23 protein-coding genes are annotated in these 16,259 nt (G+C 68.3%); 3 read left to right on the forward strand and 20 right to left on the reverse strand.

Annotated elements, in window-relative coordinates; all coding sequences use genetic code 11:
* Positions 1-34 precede the first annotated feature (34 nt).
* The 18 genes from ACWEOE_RS31790 to ACWEOE_RS31875 form a co-directional block, all read right to left on the reverse strand.
* A complete protein-coding gene (locus ACWEOE_RS31790; RefSeq protein WP_452015673.1) occupies positions 35-223 on the reverse strand; it encodes a hypothetical protein in 189 nt (62 codons plus the stop codon).
* A gap of 9 nt (positions 224-232) precedes the next feature.
* Entirely contained in the window at positions 233-406 is a 174-nt protein-coding gene (locus ACWEOE_RS31795) for a hypothetical protein (protein ID WP_452015675.1), read from the reverse strand.
* A 56-nt stretch (positions 407-462) separates the two neighbouring features.
* Entirely contained in the window at positions 463-1,302 is an 840-nt protein-coding gene (locus ACWEOE_RS31800; RefSeq protein ID WP_452015677.1) for a hypothetical protein, read from the reverse strand.
* A gap of 11 nt (positions 1,303-1,313) precedes the next feature.
* Entirely contained in the window at positions 1,314-3,218 is a 1,905-nt protein-coding gene (locus tag ACWEOE_RS31805) for a DNA cytosine methyltransferase (protein ID WP_452015679.1), read from the reverse strand.
* A gap of 3 nt (positions 3,219-3,221) precedes the next feature.
* Positions 3,222-3,677, reverse strand: a complete 456-nt coding sequence (locus ACWEOE_RS31810; protein ID WP_452015681.1) for a DUF7432 family protein — start codon at positions 3,675-3,677, stop codon at positions 3,222-3,224.
* A 14-nt stretch (positions 3,678-3,691) separates the two neighbouring features.
* On the reverse strand, positions 3,692-4,060 hold the full coding sequence (locus tag ACWEOE_RS31815; RefSeq protein ID WP_452015683.1) for a hypothetical protein: 369 nt from the start codon (positions 4,058-4,060) through the stop codon (positions 3,692-3,694).
* On the reverse strand, positions 4,057-4,224 hold the full coding sequence (locus tag ACWEOE_RS31820; RefSeq protein WP_452015685.1) for a hypothetical protein: 168 nt from the start codon (positions 4,222-4,224) through the stop codon (positions 4,057-4,059). The genes ACWEOE_RS31815 and ACWEOE_RS31820 overlap by 4 nt, the downstream gene beginning before the upstream one ends.
* Positions 4,221-4,457, reverse strand: coding sequence for a hypothetical protein (locus tag ACWEOE_RS31825; protein ID WP_452015687.1), 237 nt, complete (start codon positions 4,455-4,457; stop codon positions 4,221-4,223). The genes ACWEOE_RS31820 and ACWEOE_RS31825 overlap by 4 nt, the downstream gene beginning before the upstream one ends.
* Positions 4,457-4,885 (reverse strand): SsgA family sporulation/cell division regulator, encoded by a 429-nt coding sequence (locus ACWEOE_RS31830; RefSeq protein ID WP_452015689.1) that lies wholly within the window; start codon positions 4,883-4,885, stop codon positions 4,457-4,459. Before ACWEOE_RS31830 ends, ACWEOE_RS31825 begins: the two co-directional genes overlap by 1 nt.
* Positions 4,886-5,136: 251 nt before the next feature.
* The gene (locus tag ACWEOE_RS31835) at positions 5,137-6,444 is read right to left on the reverse strand and encodes a replicative DNA helicase (RefSeq protein WP_452015691.1); all 1,308 of its coding nucleotides are present in this window, start codon (positions 6,442-6,444) and stop codon (positions 5,137-5,139) included.
* A complete protein-coding gene (locus tag ACWEOE_RS31840) occupies positions 6,441-7,544 on the reverse strand; it encodes a helix-turn-helix domain-containing protein (protein WP_452015693.1) in 1,104 nt (367 codons plus the stop codon). The genes ACWEOE_RS31835 and ACWEOE_RS31840 overlap by 4 nt, the downstream gene beginning before the upstream one ends.
* A gap of 86 nt (positions 7,545-7,630) precedes the next feature.
* Positions 7,631-7,867 carry a hypothetical protein gene (locus ACWEOE_RS31845; RefSeq protein WP_452015695.1) on the reverse strand — a complete coding sequence of 79 codons (237 nt, stop codon included), beginning with the start codon at positions 7,865-7,867 and terminating at the stop codon, positions 7,631-7,633.
* Positions 7,864-8,697, reverse strand: coding sequence for a DNA adenine methylase (locus ACWEOE_RS31850; protein WP_452015810.1), 834 nt, complete (start codon positions 8,695-8,697; stop codon positions 7,864-7,866). The genes ACWEOE_RS31845 and ACWEOE_RS31850 overlap by 4 nt, the downstream gene beginning before the upstream one ends.
* On the reverse strand, positions 8,694-9,617 hold the full coding sequence (locus ACWEOE_RS31855) for a hypothetical protein (RefSeq protein WP_452015697.1): 924 nt from the start codon (positions 9,615-9,617) through the stop codon (positions 8,694-8,696). Before ACWEOE_RS31855 ends, ACWEOE_RS31850 begins: the two co-directional genes overlap by 4 nt.
* A complete protein-coding gene (gene recT, locus ACWEOE_RS31860; protein WP_452015699.1) occupies positions 9,617-10,714 on the reverse strand; it encodes a recombination protein RecT in 1,098 nt (365 codons plus the stop codon). The genes ACWEOE_RS31855 and recT overlap by 1 nt, the downstream gene beginning before the upstream one ends.
* A 29-nt stretch (positions 10,715-10,743) precedes the next feature.
* Complete coding sequence (locus ACWEOE_RS31865; RefSeq protein WP_452015701.1) at positions 10,744-11,781, reverse strand: YqaJ viral recombinase family nuclease; 1,038 nt, start codon at positions 11,779-11,781, stop codon at positions 10,744-10,746.
* Entirely contained in the window at positions 11,778-12,035 is a 258-nt protein-coding gene (locus tag ACWEOE_RS31870; RefSeq protein WP_452015703.1) for a helix-turn-helix domain-containing protein, read from the reverse strand. Before ACWEOE_RS31870 ends, ACWEOE_RS31865 begins: the two co-directional genes overlap by 4 nt.
* Complete coding sequence (locus ACWEOE_RS31875; protein ID WP_452015705.1) at positions 12,032-12,313, reverse strand: helix-turn-helix domain-containing protein; 282 nt, start codon at positions 12,311-12,313, stop codon at positions 12,032-12,034. The genes ACWEOE_RS31870 and ACWEOE_RS31875 overlap by 4 nt, the downstream gene beginning before the upstream one ends.
* Positions 12,314-12,378: 65 nt before the next feature.
* Between ACWEOE_RS31875 and ACWEOE_RS31880 the strand changes: the two genes are divergently transcribed.
* Entirely contained in the window at positions 12,379-12,933 is a 555-nt protein-coding gene (locus ACWEOE_RS31880; protein ID WP_452015707.1) for a helix-turn-helix domain-containing protein, read from the forward strand.
* On the opposite strand, the gene ACWEOE_RS31885 is transcribed toward ACWEOE_RS31880, so the two are convergent.
* Positions 12,930-13,205 carry a hypothetical protein gene (locus ACWEOE_RS31885; protein ID WP_452015709.1) on the reverse strand — a complete coding sequence of 92 codons (276 nt, stop codon included), beginning with the start codon at positions 13,203-13,205 and terminating at the stop codon, positions 12,930-12,932. The two genes, ACWEOE_RS31880 and ACWEOE_RS31885, sit on opposite strands and share 4 nt — an antisense overlap.
* A 670-nt stretch (positions 13,206-13,875) precedes the next feature.
* Between ACWEOE_RS31885 and ACWEOE_RS31890 the strand changes: the two genes are divergently transcribed.
* The gene (locus ACWEOE_RS31890; RefSeq protein WP_452015711.1) at positions 13,876-14,529 is read left to right on the forward strand and encodes an NUDIX hydrolase; all 654 of its coding nucleotides are present in this window, start codon (positions 13,876-13,878) and stop codon (positions 14,527-14,529) included.
* Positions 14,513-14,941, forward strand: coding sequence for an NUDIX hydrolase (locus ACWEOE_RS31895; RefSeq protein ID WP_452015713.1), 429 nt, complete (start codon positions 14,513-14,515; stop codon positions 14,939-14,941). The genes ACWEOE_RS31890 and ACWEOE_RS31895 overlap by 17 nt, the downstream gene beginning before the upstream one ends.
* Positions 14,942-15,082: 141 nt before the next feature.
* Here ACWEOE_RS31895 and ACWEOE_RS31900 read toward each other — a convergent pair whose 3' ends face one another.
* Positions 15,083-16,240: a site-specific integrase gene (locus tag ACWEOE_RS31900; protein ID WP_452015715.1), complete on the reverse strand. Its 1,158-nt coding sequence runs from the start codon at positions 16,238-16,240 to the stop codon at positions 15,083-15,085.
* Between the last annotated feature and the right edge of the window lie 19 nt (positions 16,241-16,259).

The following is a 16,259-nucleotide window of genomic DNA, read 5'->3' on the forward strand; positions in this document are numbered from 1 at the left end:
GTCTCGGATCCGCCGGGCAGCTGGTTTCGGGTGCTCATCGGCGGTTGGCCTTCCGGCTGGCGCGGGCAACGCGGTTCTTCGCGCGCCGGCGGGCGACCTTGCTCGAGTTCGCGGTGCCGCCGTAGACATGGCGGTCACGGCGCCCGAGCGCGCCGAGGATCGAAATCCCGAACGCGGTCTGCCAACCGTTGGGGCGCTCCGACTGGGTAGTGGTTTCGGCCATGTTGTGGTCTCAGCCTTTCGAGGTGAGGTGCCAGCCCTGGCAGACGATGCAGGGGTAGGCGCGGGATTCGAGCCGACGGCCTGGCCGCGGGTTGCGCCAGATGTGCGCGAGGGTCTTGTCAGCGGAGACCTTGCTGCGATAGCGCCGCTTCTTCGTGGGGCACGTCTTCTTCGGTTCGCTCACTGCGAGGCCTCGCTTTGCTGCCCAGCTCGTGTCATGTCGATGTGGCACACTTTATGTCAAACCGTGTCAACTGTCCAGCTCTGGTTGGGGTCCTTCGCGAGCAGCGTCCTGAGCGCCATTCGCGTGTGGCACAACGAGCACCGCGGCTTCGGCGACGGCTCCACCGGGCCCGGACACTCACTGTGCAGGCACGGCATGTCGTCGATCTCGCCGAGAATCCGCGCGACCTCGCGGCGTAGCTCGCCCAGCTCCCACGTCCGCTCGCCGGCCACCGTGCCGAGCGCGACACAGCGAGTAAGCGCCGCCACCACGTCCAGGCGGTGGATCGTGCCGTCACCGCCCGGGCCAATGCCGAGGAGCCGCGCCACGTCGTCCCGCAGCGTGCGGACCTCGGCGAGGTCGTCGTCCGCTGGGTACTCCGCGGCGACCGGCCACAGCACCGACGGAGCGCTCTGCTGCGCGGCGGCATTCGCAATGTCGTTGACGTACGCGGCGACGAGTTCCTCGTGGGGATGGAGCTGACCGTCCCAGACGAACGCTTCGAGGAGGACCGCGTACAGCTCTCGCAGCATCGACACCGCGTCTGCCCGCGCGAGAAGCCGAGCCGCGTGCAAGTCGGGCCTGAGCGGGAATGGCCGCGCCGCCACGGGCTCGCCAGCGGCTTCCTCCTCCAGCTCCTCCAGGACGACGTCGATCGCGTGATCGCGCTCGTGCCGCAAGCGCTCGATCTCCGCCCACGCGACCGCCAGGGCGACGTCGTACTCCACCCGGGCGGCCGCCTCGCGGGACTGCGGCGCGGCGCCGAGCATCCGACGCGACGCCTCGGACGCGACGAGCTGCTCCAGCTCGGCGCGCGACTGTGGCCTGGTAACCGAAGCGGCCTGGTCGATGGTCATGGCGCTGCCTTTCACGCTGCGTTCTCGACTCGGTGGAGGATTTCGCGGAGCCGGGCGCCGATCCAGGCGCCGACGTTCGGAGACACGGCGTTGCCGAAGCCGTCGGTCTGGTCCCGCGCGGAGCCCCACACGATGAAGCTGCCCTGGTAGCCGGGGAAGTCGACGTCGAAGCCGCAACCGCGGCCGATCTCGTGGGCGGCCATCATGCGGAAGTAGCAGTCCTCGAGCGTGAGGTCAGCGAGCGCGGCCCGCCACTCGCCGGCGAGGAGCGCAGTGGTGTCGCGGGCGGTGAGCGTGCCGAGCGGATCGGTCAGCGGGTGCGGCGCGGTCGCATCGGCGCCGGACCCGTTTTGCTTGTACCAGCCGGCGAACAGCGTGCCCGTCGCCGTGAGCATTCCGGGGATCTGGTCCGAGGTCACGGTCGGCATCGCCTCGCCGTGCACGGTCGGTACGGTGTTTCGCCGGAACGGCACGATGCCGGCCGACACCACGCCGAGGGTTTCCGAGCCGACCTGCGTCGGCAGCGGGTCGGCCGCACTGCGCGGCGCGCCCTGGTAGTTGTCGATCGCGAGCAGCACGGCCTTCTCATGGGTCGAGGTCACCGTGTCCATCGGCCGCGTGATGTGCTGCCCGTCGCCGTTGTGCCGGTGCGCCGCCATCACGGTGCCCGTAGCGACTGCGACCGGTGGGGTGACCAGGCCCGTGCCGTTCGTGCCGGTCTGCGCCCACAGCGGCTGGTCCAGGCCGCGGCTGCGACAGTCGGAACCGGGCCGCTCGTAGGTGTTTCCGGCCGCGCCGATCAGCGCACCGGTCGACAGGATCGCGGTCTCCTGCTGGCTGGTCTGCGTCGCCATCGGCTGCCACGGGTGCTTCTCGGTGCCGTGCACGGCCTTGGCCGGCATCAGCACCGCGGGGAACTCGGCGAACCGCTGGCGGCAGCGCTCGGCGCGCGCCATGGTCGCCCTCGCGAGCGGCCCCGTGAACCCGTCCTTGAACGTCTTGACCGGCTTGTCGCCGATGCGGGTGCCGAGGTTGCTCAAGTCAAGCGCGGCGAGCGACGGCGTCATCGGCGGGATCACCGGACCGCGGCAGGACGGGCAGCGGTAGTCGTACTGCTTGCCGTACCGCACCGAACCGCTCGCCGGGACGCCCGTGCGCCACGACCACACGCTCTCGACCACACGGGAGCAGCGATCGCACCAGGCCTCCGGCCGATGGTCGAGATCCGGAGTCGGCAGCTTCCTGTCCCAAAACGCGATGTACAAGCGGTCCCGCGACTGCGGCACGCCGAAGAACATCGAGTTCAGGTACAGCACACGATGCCGGTAGCCGAGACCCTCGAACATCCTGAGCCACCACCGGTAGGTCGAGCCGTCGCCGACCTTCGGCCGGCCGGGCAGCGCGGGGCCCCACGAGGTGAGTTCGGTGGTGCACTCGACGAGGATGAGCCGCGGGTGGTGCTCGGCGGCGTAGTGGAGCACGCAGTTGGCCGTCGCTCGGTCGCGTTCGGACCGCGTGACTCGGGCGTCGAACTCAGGGTCGTCGAGGTCGAACAGGCTCATGCCCTGCTCGTAGGCCTTCTGCGTGTTCGCCTGCGAGTGGTTCACACAGCTGACGCCAGCTACGAGGATGTCTCCGGCCGGGAGGTCGCGAGCGGAGTGGTAGTCCGAGGAATCCTTGTCGACGAGGTTCGCGATCCAGTGCTCGGCGTCCGGGTGGTTGGCCTCGTGGACCTCGACCTTGTAGCTATTGTGGTTCGCGGCCATGATCGTCGTGAACCCGGCCATCTCGATGCCGCGCGTGAGGCCACCGAAGCCACTGAACAGGTCCACGGCGACGAGGTCGTCGTGCTTGAAACGACGCCGGCGCGTCGCGGGCCGGTGCTCCGCGGTGCGGGTTCGGTTCTCGGGCACCATCGATCAGCGCTCGCTGATCGCGGTGACGATGTCGTCGACGACTTTGATGTGCTTGCCTTGGTGGGTGTACGGGAGAGAACACGGCAGGTGGTAAACGTTTTCGCACGTCGCGCCCACGTAGCCGGGAGAGTATGTGTCGCCGACCTGCAGCCTGGCTCGCTCGTCCGCGGCGACGAACTCGCGATTGCGTCGGTCCCAAGAGTCCTGGGCTTCCTCGAGGGCTTTCTGCTGTTCTGCTCCCGCCCGAGGCCGGTTGGCCGTGATGTCGCCGGCGTGAGTTTGGATGGTGAGGTCGGCGCCATATGCGGCGCGCAGGGCGGCGAACAGCGAGTCGGCGGCGGCCAGGACGCCCTTCGGCGCCCCGGTTTCGTCGATACTGATCCGGGCAATGGTGATCGGCTGGCGCTCGTGGTCCGGGAGGTCTTCGAACGACTCGGGCCGAGGCTGCATTTCGGACATGGTGATCTCCTGAGCTACTGGTGGATCTCGATGGTGGTGCCGTCGGGGGCAACGTCGTCCCCGTCGGCGGGCGCGAAGTCGTGGGGGAGCGGGCCGCGGTGGCGGTATCCAGTGCCGGTGTGCTCGGGCTGGCAGCGGCAGTCGGGGCGTCGGATGTGAAGCGCGGGCTGGTAGCCGCCGCGCCGCGGCTTGCGCGTGTACTCGATCTCGCCGAGGCGGGCGAGGACACCGAGCGCCGCAACAACCGCGTGCGGCTCCAGCACGACGCCGCGTAGGACGCCGGCGGCGCACGCAGCGCGGCTCAGGTCGACGAGGTCACGGGCACCAGCGGTGATCGCGGCACGGAGGTCGTCGAGGATCGGGGAGTCGGCGGCGGTGGTCATTCGTCGTCCCCGCTCTTCTGCGCGTCGCGTTCCTCGCGGCGGCGCTGGACCGACGAACCTGGCTCAACCATGCCCTCAGCGCGCTGGTACTCCGCCTCGCGTTTTTCTGCCTCAGTGCGGCCGTCGCCGATCGACTGATTCAAGATGCGGCTGATCTTCTTCACGACGTCTCACCCGGCAGCAGTTCACCGAACTCGCCGCCAGTCCAGACGTAGAGCGAAGCCAAGGCAAGCGCGTGCGCGCTCGCCCGGCCGCGGTAAAAGCCGTAGAGGTACTCGCTGCTCTTGTTCGTCTCCGCCATGGCGTTGTCCTCGTCGCGGCGTTGCTCGGTGAACGTCGCGAACCGCGCCAACTGCGAACGCAGCTGCGCCGCTGGCATGCGCCTTTTGCCGGCCATCACCAGTCGCCTCCGTCGAGGATGCAGGCGATCCAGGTGTCGACGTCGACGTGCTCGCTGCCGAACGGGACGGCGGCGTACGAGGCGTTGAGGAACTCACGCACGGCGTCGATCGGGAGGTCGAGGTCGGCGCGGCCGGCGGGCGATCGGAGCGTGATCGTGACGTGGCGATCGTCGGCGGTGCGTTCGATGTGGACGTCGCCGTCGCCGACGGAGCCGATGAGACCGAGCATCAGGAGCCGGCGGTCGAAGACCCACCGGACGGGCGTCGCGGTGTCGAACTCCATCTCGACCGCGAACGGGTCGCGGGGGCTGTAGTGGACGGCGACAACGAGCTTGGCGCCGCGGCTGGTGGAGCGGCCGACGAGAGTGGCCTGGATTTTGCGCTCGATGTGCGCGGGTGCGCGGCTGAGATCGGGTGTCCCCATGATCGTTGCTCCTGGTTGGAGGGGTGGTTCAGCGATGTACGTGCTACCTGGTGGTATCGCACTTTATGTCAAACCGTGTCAACTCACAAGATGCGAGTTGACGAGTTACCCCGAACGGCCGACGAGGCACTGCACGAAAAACGCCCCGCCGCGCGGCCGTGGCGCCGCGTCAACCGCGAACACCACCAGCACCGCACGACGGGGCCAGAAGCACCCTTCAACCCGCCACAGGCCCTCTCAGGGCCGAAACCTCACACCGCCCGCAACGAGTTCGCGCGGGCGTAGTGCGGCGACCACTGCAGCCGCACCTCGCCCGTGCGGCCTTGCCGTGTCTTCGCCACGGTCAGCTGCCGCTCGCCCTGAAGCTCTGGGTCGTCCCACAGGAACCACACGTTGTCGGCGTCCTGCTCGATCGACCCGGACTCGCGCAGATCCGACAGCACGGGCCGCGGCGTGGAGCGGCCCTCGACCGCGCGGTTCAGCTGCGCCAGCGCGATCACCGGGCAGTGCAGCTCCTTCGCCAGCAACTTCAGCTGCCGCGAGAACTCCGACACCTCCAGCTGCCGGGACTCGGCGCGCTTGCCCGAGGTCATCAGCTGCAGGTAGTCCGCCACCACCAGGCCACAGCCAGCGGGGTGCCGGGTGAGGTCCCGCGCCAGGCCACGCAGCTTCGACATCGACAAGTGCGGCGTGTCCTCGACCCGCAGCGGCACCTGCTTCAGCCGCTCCGTCCACTCGCGAACCTTCCGCCAGTCGTAGTCCGTGAGCTCGTGCCGGGTCAGGTGCGACAGCTCGATCCCGCCCAGCTGCGCGAAGGCCCGGTCCATCACCTCGGCGCGCGACATCTCCAGCGACGCGAACAGCACGCCGCGGTCCTCGTTCTGCACGACCTGCAGCGCGATCTGCTCGCCAAGGATCGACTTCCCGACCGAGGGGCGCGCCCCGATCACGGTGAACGTGCCCGGCCGCAACCCGCCGTCGAGGAGGTCGTCCAAGTCCGGGAAACCGGTCGCGACGGCCGGCGGCTGCGGCTCGGCGTACCGCGCGAGCGTCGCGGCGGCGAGGTCGCCGATCCACTCGCCCTCGTCGTCGCGGCGACCGCGGTACTTGGCCGTGACCTCGTCGAGCATCCCGCGCGCCTGCTCCAGCAGATCCGGCACGTCTTCGGCGAGCACGTCGCGTTGCAGGAAGTCGTGGATCCGGACGGCGGTCTCGATCGCGCGACGCTGCGCGGCCGCCGCGGTGATGATCTCGACGTAGTAGTCGATGTTCGCGGCGGTGACGGCGCCCTGGTACAGCTCGTAGACGTAGTTGCCACCACCGCAGCGGTCGAGGTTCTTGCCTGCGCGGAGGTACTCGATGATCGTGACCACGTCGGGCCGATTGCCGGCGTCGTGCACGGCCACGATCGCATCGAAGATCGCGCCGTGCTTCGGCTGGTAGAAGTCGTCCGCCGTGAGCTTGTCGATCACGTACGGGATGGCCTTCGGCGCGAGGATGAGGCCGCCGAGGAGGTCCCGTTCGGCGCCGATGTCCTGGGGTGGTTGGTGGTCGTTCATGCTGCGCCCTCGCGGTTCCAGGCCTTGATCAGCGCGCGGCGGGCGAGCGGGCGACGTTCGGCGAGGCGGGCCGCGGCCCACTCCGCGAAGAACTCGCGGCGCGCGGCGATCTCGGCGGGATCGTCGTACCCGTGGGGGTGGTCAGCGTCGGGCGGGTAGATCGGCGGCTGGGTGGATTCGGGCCCGAGGACGCGGTCGACGACTGCGCGGGTGAGGGCCTCGTCGGGAATCTGCTGCGGGTCGATGCGGGGGTGGCCGTTGTCGTCGATGAGCGGGCGATCGAGAGGCTCCCCGGCGTTCTTCCGGGACACCGCGTCGTCGTAGAGGTTCACCAGCATCTTCGGCGAGAACAAGTCTGGGCGGGCATTCCACTCGCGCAGCGCGGCGGCGAGGCATTCGCTGTCGCGCCCGGAACGCACGGCCTTGTCGACGATGTCGGTCATCTGCCGGACGAGCTTGTCGGTCACGGGGGTGGCGTGGCCTGCTCGCCATGCGGCGATGAGCCGTCGGGTGTCGGGACGTACGGCGGTGTCGTTGAGTTCGTCGAGGCGTTGCCGCTGCGGTGTGGGTTCTTCCGTCCTCGCGTGCGCGTCGCGTGTGTGCGTACGCGTGTGCGCGCGTGTCGCGCCCGCGCGCGGGACCACTACCTCCGAAGGAGGTAAAGAAGAGGAGGGCCGGTTCACTGTGACCCCCCCATTTTCGTTTTCGCTGGTCAGTGGCCGGGTCACTGTGGACCCGTACCGGTTCACAGTGACCCGGGGGCCGGGTTCACTGTGAACCGGGGGAGGGGTCTGTGTGACCCGGGGGCCCGGTTCACTCTGAACCGGGGGCTTGATCGACAACTGATACTTGTTGATCGATCGGCGTCCGTCGTCGTGGTGCGTCTCGGTGACCTCGATGAGCTTGGCCTTGTCGAGTGCTGCAAGCGCGCGTTTCACGCTGCTGCGGGAGAGTTCGGAGGCTTCGGCGATGTCGGCGAGGGGCAGGTCGGCGCAGCGGCCGGTGGGGTCGGCGTAACCGGCGAGGACGAGCAGCACCGCTTTCGCTGGCGCTGCTCCTGCCTGCTGCCTCAGCGCCCAACGCGTGATCTTGTTACCCACCCGTGGTGCCTTCCTGGTTGTGTCCACTAGATGTCAAATCGTGTCAACTCAACTTAGCTGAGATGACGCCCCCGACGTGTAACGGTTCAGTGTGGACTGTGGTCGCAGTCCGCGGTCACATCCCAGCGGCGCAGCATGTGCGACAGGTCCTCCACGACCGTGCGCAACGTGGCCGGGTCCGCGGCGCTGGTGGCATCCTCGGGCGCCTCGGCGTCGCGTAGGCACGCGGCCAGGTAATCAACCAGCCAGGCCCGCGCGTCGTGTGCCGTGAGCCGCCGACGGTCATGCGCGACGCGGCCCGGCGCTGTCTCCGCGGCGTTCACGCCGGCACTCCGCAGTCTGAGAGCGCGAACAGTGTCGGCTGCGGCAGCCGGTTGCACCACAGCACCTCGGTGCGCTCCTGTCGGCTGCCGCCTTGCCCGGTCGTGGTTTCGATGCGGGTGACGTGCCAGCCGACGAACAGCTCGGCGTAGAGCGGCGAGTCGTAGCCAGAGAGCACCACCGTTGCTTCGCAGTCGCGGAGCGCCGCGCCGAGCTCGCGGTGCTGGTCCTCTTCGCGCATCTCGTGTCGATAGTTGTTGCCCCAGACGCGGGCGCTGCCTAGGTAGGGAGGGTCGACGTAGAGCAGGCAGCTCGAGCTTCGCCCGTATCGCTCGATCAGCTCCAGTGCTGGTCGGCACTCGAGCGAAACGCCAGCCAGGCGCTCAGCCGCGGCGGCCATGCGTTCGACGTAGCCCGCCAGGTAGCCGGGCATCGACGTCGCCGAGCCGCTGGGAGCGACGTAGTGGCGCCAGCCGGTGTTCCGCAGGACGCCGGCTCGGCCCTGGGTGAGGTAGGTCCAGACGCGCCGAGCGCGCTCGATGTCGTCCAGGTCGTCGGGGCGATCGAATGCATCGAGGTGTTCCTCGCGAGAGTGCGGGGTGAGCATGCAGACGCGCGCGAGCTCGTCCGGGCGGTCGCGCAGCACGCGCCAGAACGTCATCAGATCGCCGTCGAGATCGTTCACGGTCTCCATGCGCGACCTCGGCTTCGCCAGCAGCACCGCGAGAGACCCAGCGAACGGCTCGACGTAGTGCTCGTGCGGAGGGAACGCGGCCGCGATCTGGTCAGCGAGCCGTGTCTTCCCACCGAAGTAGGCAAGCGGCGGCTTCACCAATCACCGCCGAGGGCACGTTCGGTACCAACGTAGGTGGCGCCGTCGTGGACACCGCCAGCGTTGATGAAGCCGCTCGGTGCCCAGCCCGCGCTGACGAATCCGCGCGCCTGCTCGATCGTCAGCGGCCGTCGCGACGGGCCGGCTGCACGACCGCCTGCAGGAGTGGTGAGCCACTGCGCCAAGGCTTCAGCGCCAGGGAAAACCGGCGATACCGGCGAGCCTTCGGAGACGGTCTCCCACAGCTGCCAGCCGTCACCTGTCGGTGGCTCGGTGCGCTCCCACGCTTCGGCTTCGGCACGCTGGCCCTTGAACGCTTCGAGCGAGCCGTGGCCGTCGCATGTGGTGCAGCCGTACGGCTGGCCGTCGCGTTCACATCGGGCTTGGATGACGACGCTGCAGTTGATTCCGTCGTGGCCGAAGCCGCTCAGCGACCATTCGTTGACCTCGGCGGCGGTCGGCGTGACGGGCGGGTTCTTCAGCTGCCAGCCCTCGCCCTCGACCCAGCTGTGGGTGAAGTCGTGTAGACGGCCAGCCCGGACCAGCGCAGCAACATCATCGTCATCGAGATGATGGGACCACTGGCCGTTGAACAGATCGGCGAGCCGGCGCGCCTCCCGGACGATCGCGTCCTCGCCGCGACCGTAGAACTCGGGAGAGCGGGTGATCTGGCGTTCGGCGAAGGCGCGCACTGCGGGCGTGTCGGCGGTGAACGACGTGGATCCGGTGGTGGCCGGGTCGAAGGGGATATTGCCGTACCACAGGTCCTGGAGGTTCTTGGCGTGGTCGGAGTATCCGAGGTGGCAGCCGGCCGGGCAGGGCTGCTCGTCGGTCAGGCGGTCGGGCATGAAGTAGCCGGACCAGACCTTGTCCAGCGGCCAGTCGAAGCCGAGTGGCACACGTTTGATCTCGCGGCCCATCAGACGTTCGCCTCGCTGAGCTGCGCCAAGGTGGACTGGAGCACTCCGGCGGGGTCGTCCTGCCCGAGCATCTCCTCGAGCAGATCGATGATCCCAGTGATCTCTTCCTTCGTGAGGTCCTTCGACGAGGCGATCTCGCGCTTCGCCAGAAGAGCCAGGATCCGCGGCTTCTCGCGGTCGTCGACGCCGAGTTTGCTGAGCTGAGTGTGCAGCTTCGTCAGCTGCGCCTGGGTGGCCATCGGCACCGAGTTGTCCGGCTCGTCGGCGCCGACGGGCTCGTCCTCGACGATCTCGCCGTCGATGTCGTCAGGCCGCGGGTGCTCGCCGTGCAGCAGCGCGTCCGGCTGCGGGGTGAGGTCGACGCGGACCGAGCCGTCGGCCTCGATCGCCGACGCGTAGTCGGTCGACTTCGGCATCCACTTGGCAAGCTGCCGCACACACGTCTTGTGCGCCATGCCCTCGAACTGGTCTCGCCATGGCCCAACGACCTGGCCATCACGGTTCTTGGCCATGGCGTAGCGGTCGCGGTGGTCTTCCATTTCCTCGTGGGTCATGACGAGGAACGCGTGGCCACCCTCGGTGAACTTCGCGACGGCGTAGTAGGCGATCGGGTCGCCGCGGTGCCCGAGCGCGGGCCGGTGGATCAGGTTGTCGTCGAGCCCGTACTCGACCTCGAACGTGTCGTTGCTGAACACCGTCCGCGCGATCAGGCTCTTGATCCTCCCCGATCGGTGCGCGAGCTCGACGAGGCCCTGGTACCCGATGACAAGCTGAGCTTTGTGCGACTTCGACCGGTTGTCGTAGAACGGCAGCAGCCATGCGTGCCCGAGCACGCCGGGACGGAGCCCGAGCTGCGCGCACGTCATCAGCGCGCCGAGCACGGTCTGCGGGTCGCACTGCTGCAGCTTCGGCGTCATCCGCAGGCACGTGAGGGCATCGCGGATCAGCTGCGTGGCCTCGGCGCCGCGCGGCATCGCGAGCTTGAACGACTGCTCCATCTGCTGGATCTGCTGGCTGATCGTTGCGGGCCTGCTCTCGCCGGTCGAGGCCGGCGCGTTCGTGTTCTGCTGCACCCTTCGGGTGAGGTTCGCTCCCATGAGGACTGTGCTCCCTGGTTCCGGGTTGGTCAGTTCTTGAACTTGAGGACCCGCGCGCGGCACGCGGTGTAGACCTCGGGGTGTTCCTCGGCGAGCCGCTCGACGTCGAGGACGTCTTCGGCGACGGCGCGCGTGTACTCGGCGGCGAGGTCGGGGTGCTCCGCGCGGAGCTGCTTCTCGAGGAACTTGCCGCTGTTGGCCCACGTCGCGACCACGGCTTCGCCGCACATCAGCTGTTCCGCGTCGCCGAGCAGGCCACGCACGCGGTTCTTCACCGCGTCCGCATCCGCCTTCGCGGCCTTTTCCGCAGCCGCCGTCTTTTCGTGGAGCCGGACGATCTCGTCGCGCTCGTCCTCGTCGACGTTGACGATCCGTTCCTCGTCCGCCACGGGGTACCGCTCGCGCAGGTACTTCGTCGCCGCGTCCGAGCCGTCCCACGCTGGCGGTTCGCCGCCGAGCACGTGGTCCTTCCAGAACCGGCACGAGACATCGACGAGCACTTCGATCAGCTCGTCGTCGCGCTCGATCAGGCGGTACTCGTTGTGCTGGCCGCCGATAAGCACGGCAACGTGCCACGCGGGCAGACCCGTCACCGCCATGCCCCACTGCGCCTGCAGCTCCGCGTGGTCCGCGGTCTGGCCGTCCTTCCACTCGTGCGCGACCCACTGGCTGCAGGTCTTGCCCTCGTACCCGGCGCCGTCCGAGCAGATCCCGTCCGGGTTCGCGAGCATCCACGGCCACTCTCGAGAGCGGTAGGTGCCGGCGAGGCTGACGGTCAGGTTGTGTACGCGCGCGAACCGGTCGCGGACGATGGGCTCAAGGAGAGTGCCCATCTCCGCCGCCTCCGACGGGCTGTCGTCGACGAGCGGCAGGTCGCCGGCCTTGTCGAGCCACAGCTCGTAGGGGGAGCGGTAGTGGCTGAGGCCGACCAGCGCCGATACGTCGCTGCCGCCAAGGCCAGTCCGCCGCGTCGCGAGCCACGCCATCCGGTCGGCGCCGACCGGCAGCACGAGCTCGGCGACGGTGGGTTTGATCCCGACGGGCGGGTGGAGCGGGGCGGCCGTCACGAGGCGCTCTGGAGGGGCTCGTCGCTGCCAGCGAGGAACTCGAGGATCGCGGCCTTCGAGATGATGTAGGAACCCTGGTTGCCGCGTTCGCCGCCGGTGTTTCGGGCACGGAGCTTGCCCGAACGGATTAGGCGCCGAACCCGTGCCTCTGAAATTTTGCCGAGCATCACGCCGGCCTCTGCAGTCGAGAAGCCCAGCTGCGGGAGCTTGTCGATCTCCTCGTAGTTGACATCCGAAGTAGAGGCCTTGCTCACGCCGCTGCACCTCCCTCGATGTCCACGTCGACCTGCCGGACGTCGCCGTCGCGAGGCGAGGGGGCGAGCACCGAGTAGGGGACCTTCAGCAGCTTCGCGAACTTCGCGATAGCCGTTGGGGTGACGGGAACTTTGCCGTTGCGGAGGCGGCTCACGTGTTCCTTCGAGTAGCCGGTGGCCTCGGCCAGAGCGTTCCCGCTCCACGCGCCGTCGCGATCGAGGATCACCTGCAACTCCAGCCACGGAACCCCGTCCGGGGGTGTCTGAGAGTGCTTCATAGGCACGACTTTATGTCAAACCGTGTCAACTATCAATATTTGACGTGGTTTGACGCTCTTAATCGGTGCTGACCTGCGTCAACTCCGGTGACCGAAAAACGATCTGCTGGCGCAACGGGAAAGAATGGCCCAACATGCAGCCTGTGGCAGCAGGAAACGGCAAGCGCCCCTGGACACTGGGCCCGAAGCTGAAGAAGGCCCGCGAGGGTGCAGGACTGAGCCAGCGAGAGGCCGCCAAGGCCGCTGGCTTCTCCGTCACGACCTGGGGGCAGCTGGAGACCGGTATCCGGAAGGTCGGAAACGGGATGGAGTCGCCGGTTAACCCGCGCGCCTCCGTCGTGGCGTCCGCCGCGGATGTCGTCGGGCTGGACGTAGCCGAGGCACTGCGCATGGCCGGCATCGATCCGAAGCACGCGCCGAAGGGGGCGCAGCGGCCGACGGTGTCGCAGAGCCGCCTGCTTGAGTCGTTCGCCCGGCTGACCGAGCCGCAGCGTGCCGCGCTGCTCGACCTCATCGAGTCGATGCTGCCGCACGAGGACGGCGAAGAGCCCGAGGTTCCGCCGATGGGGAAGCCGAAGGTGGCCGCGGTGAGCCGGACGCCGTCGAAGCAGCGTCGCTAGCTGGCCGCGCGCTGCTCGCGCCGCAGCGCTTCGAGTGTGCGCTCGAGCATGCTGATCTGGGCGTCGAGGCTGAGGTTCGCCGAAGGGATCCACGAGCAGTGCTCAACGACCGTGCCGTCGATGTCGAATGTCGCGGTCTCAGCGGTCACGACGTAGCCGGTGACGATCGCGCGGTCGGAGACGATGCCGTGCTTCAGTAACCGGGCCGCGATGGCCTGCTCGGCGGTGTCGATTGCGGGGTTCGCACTGGTTCTGGACCAGGTTTCGTGCATTCCTCGTTCCCTCCCAGCGGCCCCCGCGCCGCCTCTCACGTTGATCTCCGTCTCCCGGTTTTGGGCGAGTGACGACGATCAACGGATTGGTCTGCAGTTCGTCCATCGTGGGAAGGTTTCCCAGTCCACCACTCCGGTGCTGTGTGCGCATCCGGCCTGAGTGCATCTCATGCGTATGGAGCAATAAGTACACCCAACGGACCACTGTGGGTGCGTTTCCACACCGTGTGTCCTCAGCCGCCCGGACGGTGTTACGCCGGAGTCACTGGAACATCGCGGGGCCGGGAGCGATCGGGGGCAGTCCCGGCCCCGCGATGGGTCACGCCGGCGTCAGCCCGAGCACCGCGGCGGCCGGTTGACACGTTGGACACGTGCCGGTGGCGCGCTGATGCGGCGCCGCCGGCGTGGCCTTGTGGCCGCAGACGGCGCGAGCCTGACCGCCAAACACAAGCGCACGAGCGTATTCGTCGTCCGGCACCAGGTGCTCGACGCCGTCGTTCGCGCACACGAGGGGAAGCGCGAAGATCGCCGGCGCCCGCTGCGGTTGACACTGGTTGACATTTGCTGCCCTCGACATACGCTAAGCATGCGGTCCGCGACACACGATGCCCATGACGCGACGCAGTACCAGTGGTGACGCGGGCATGACACACAACCAGGGGGTGGCGACATGGACGTGGTGGCCGGTTGGACCGGTCGCACGGCGTGCCTGCTGCAGGAGGCCTTCCGCGACACCCAGGAGGCATTCGCTGGTCGCCTCGGGATCTCCACGCGCAGTGTGGCTCGTTGGCATCGCGACCCGAACATGGTGCCGGGGCCCGAGCGACAGCAGCTGTTGGACGTCGTCCTGACGCAAGCGCCCGGCGAGGTCCGGACCAGGTTCGAACTCCTCGTCGGGACCAAACAGCGTCAACTCGATGGGGCGCGAGAGCTCCGGGTCGCGATTGCCGTCGTCGTCCGCGACGAATCCGTTCTGCTGGTCTGCCGTCGCGACGGGGACGGGCCCGGTTGGCAGTTCCCCGCCGGCATGGTGAAACCCGGGGCCGACTCCCGAGCGATTGCCACCCAGGAAACCCTCGCCGAGACTGGCATCCGATGCAGTATCCGCGAACACCTCGGCGCACGCCTGCACCCGGTCACCAACGTGTGGTGCGACTACTACCTCGCCGACTACCTCGCTGGCGAGCCCGAGAACCGCGACCCCGTCGAGAACACCGACGTCCTCTGGAGCCGCGTAACCGACTTGCACCGGTTCATCGAGCCGGGCAGGGTGTTCCATCCCGTACTCGAAGCCCTGGAGGACCTCCGTGACCCAGTCCACTGACGTCAAGCCCGCGGTCGAGAAGCCCGCGGTGTCGGCGGCCGTGATCGTCCACGAGGGCCGCGTGTTGCTGGTGCGGCGCCGGGTGAAGGAAGGCGAGCTGTCGTGGCAGTTCCCCGCCGGCGCCGTCGAGCCCGGCGAGACGCCCGCCGCCGCTGCCGTGCGGGAAACGAAGGAAGAGGCCGGCCTGGTCGTCGCCGAGGCCAAGCCGCTCGGCGACCGCGTGCACCCGAAGACAGGACGCCGCATGTACTACACGGCATGCGACGTCGTCTCCGGCGATGCCTATGTCGCCGATGCCGAGGAACTCGACCAAGTTGCGTGGGTGACGCACGCCGAACTGAAGGAGTACGTGCCGTACGGGTTCTTTGAGCCCGTCCAGGAGTACCTCGACGCGGCTATCGGCCGTAACTGACCGTTTCCTCAACGACTCGGCTGAGACCGGCCTGGTTGGATATTCTGCAGCAGGTTCAGCGCCCCGCTCGCGGGACGCGTGCCGACCTGGTTGAACAGCGGGAGCACCCTCACCCCCTCGGTGCTCCCGCTGTTCTGTGTCTCAGGCCGTCTCTCGCTGCCCCTCCGGGTCGACTGGGCCCACTGGCTTCATCGCGCCGCGCACGAACGCATCGACTGACGCGGCGGCCGCCGGGTTGATGCGGCCACGGTCCATGTAGACGTCCTGGGTCATCGACACGTTTTTGTGCCCAACCGTGTCAGCTGCCTCCCGTGCGGAATGGCCGGCCGCGTCGAGCGCAGTGACGACCGTCTTGCGCCCGCCGTGGGTGCGGAAGTCGTCGTAGCCGATACGCGCCCGCAGTGCACGAATCGACCGCTGCACGTTCGACGGGTGGCGGTAGCCCAACCGGCCGCTGGGGAAGACCGGCGCGGTGTCGAGCACACCGGTCGGCTTGCGCACGAGCAGCATCGTGAACAGGAAGTCCGGCAGCGACACCACGCGATTGCCCGACTCGGTCTTCGTCTCCTTGCGCACGGCGCCCTGGCCCTTGACCCAGATGATTGTGCCGTTGAACCACACCGACCGGGGCGGCAGGATCTTCTTCTTCCCCCACGCCTCGGCGGTGCTTGGCGTGTGCCCAAGGTTGATGTCGCACCAGCGAAGCGCCAGCGCCTCGCCGAACCGGGCGCCGGTGCCGAACAGGCACCGGAGATAGTCCGGCAGGTCGTACTTGATCGCCTTCTTATCAGCGTCGACCTTCGCCAAGAACGCCCCGAGCTCCTCGGCGTCGAACGCGGCGGAGGGTCGGACGGCCTTGCCGCTGATGTCCGAGATGCCTCGCACCGGGTTCACCTCGAACACACGACTCATGACCGCGAGGTCCATGACTCCAGAGACCACGGTGCGAATTCCACGCCGCGTCGCGGCAGCCAGGCCGTTCTTCTGGAGCGAGTTGAAGAAGTCCTCGAGCCGTGGCGTGTCGCACTCACGCAGCAGCAGGTTGCCGAGCGCCGGCTCCACGTGCACACGCAGGCGCCGCTCGTACCGGTCGTACGTGGACGGGCTGCGCTCGAGCTGCTTGACCTTGTCGAGGTACAGCGGGATGGCGTCCTTGAAGCGGCTGCCGTTGCCGAGCTTGACCTTCGTGCCGGAGAGCTTCGCGAAGTGTTCCTTGAGGGCGTGGACGGCCTTCGTCTCGCTGGTCGCGCTGCGCTCGTACTGGCTGGTCTTCCCGTCGTGGCCGCGGTAGTTCGCCATCGCGCGCCAAGCCTTGGGT

The organism is Amycolatopsis sp. NPDC004368, from assembly GCF_053602515.1.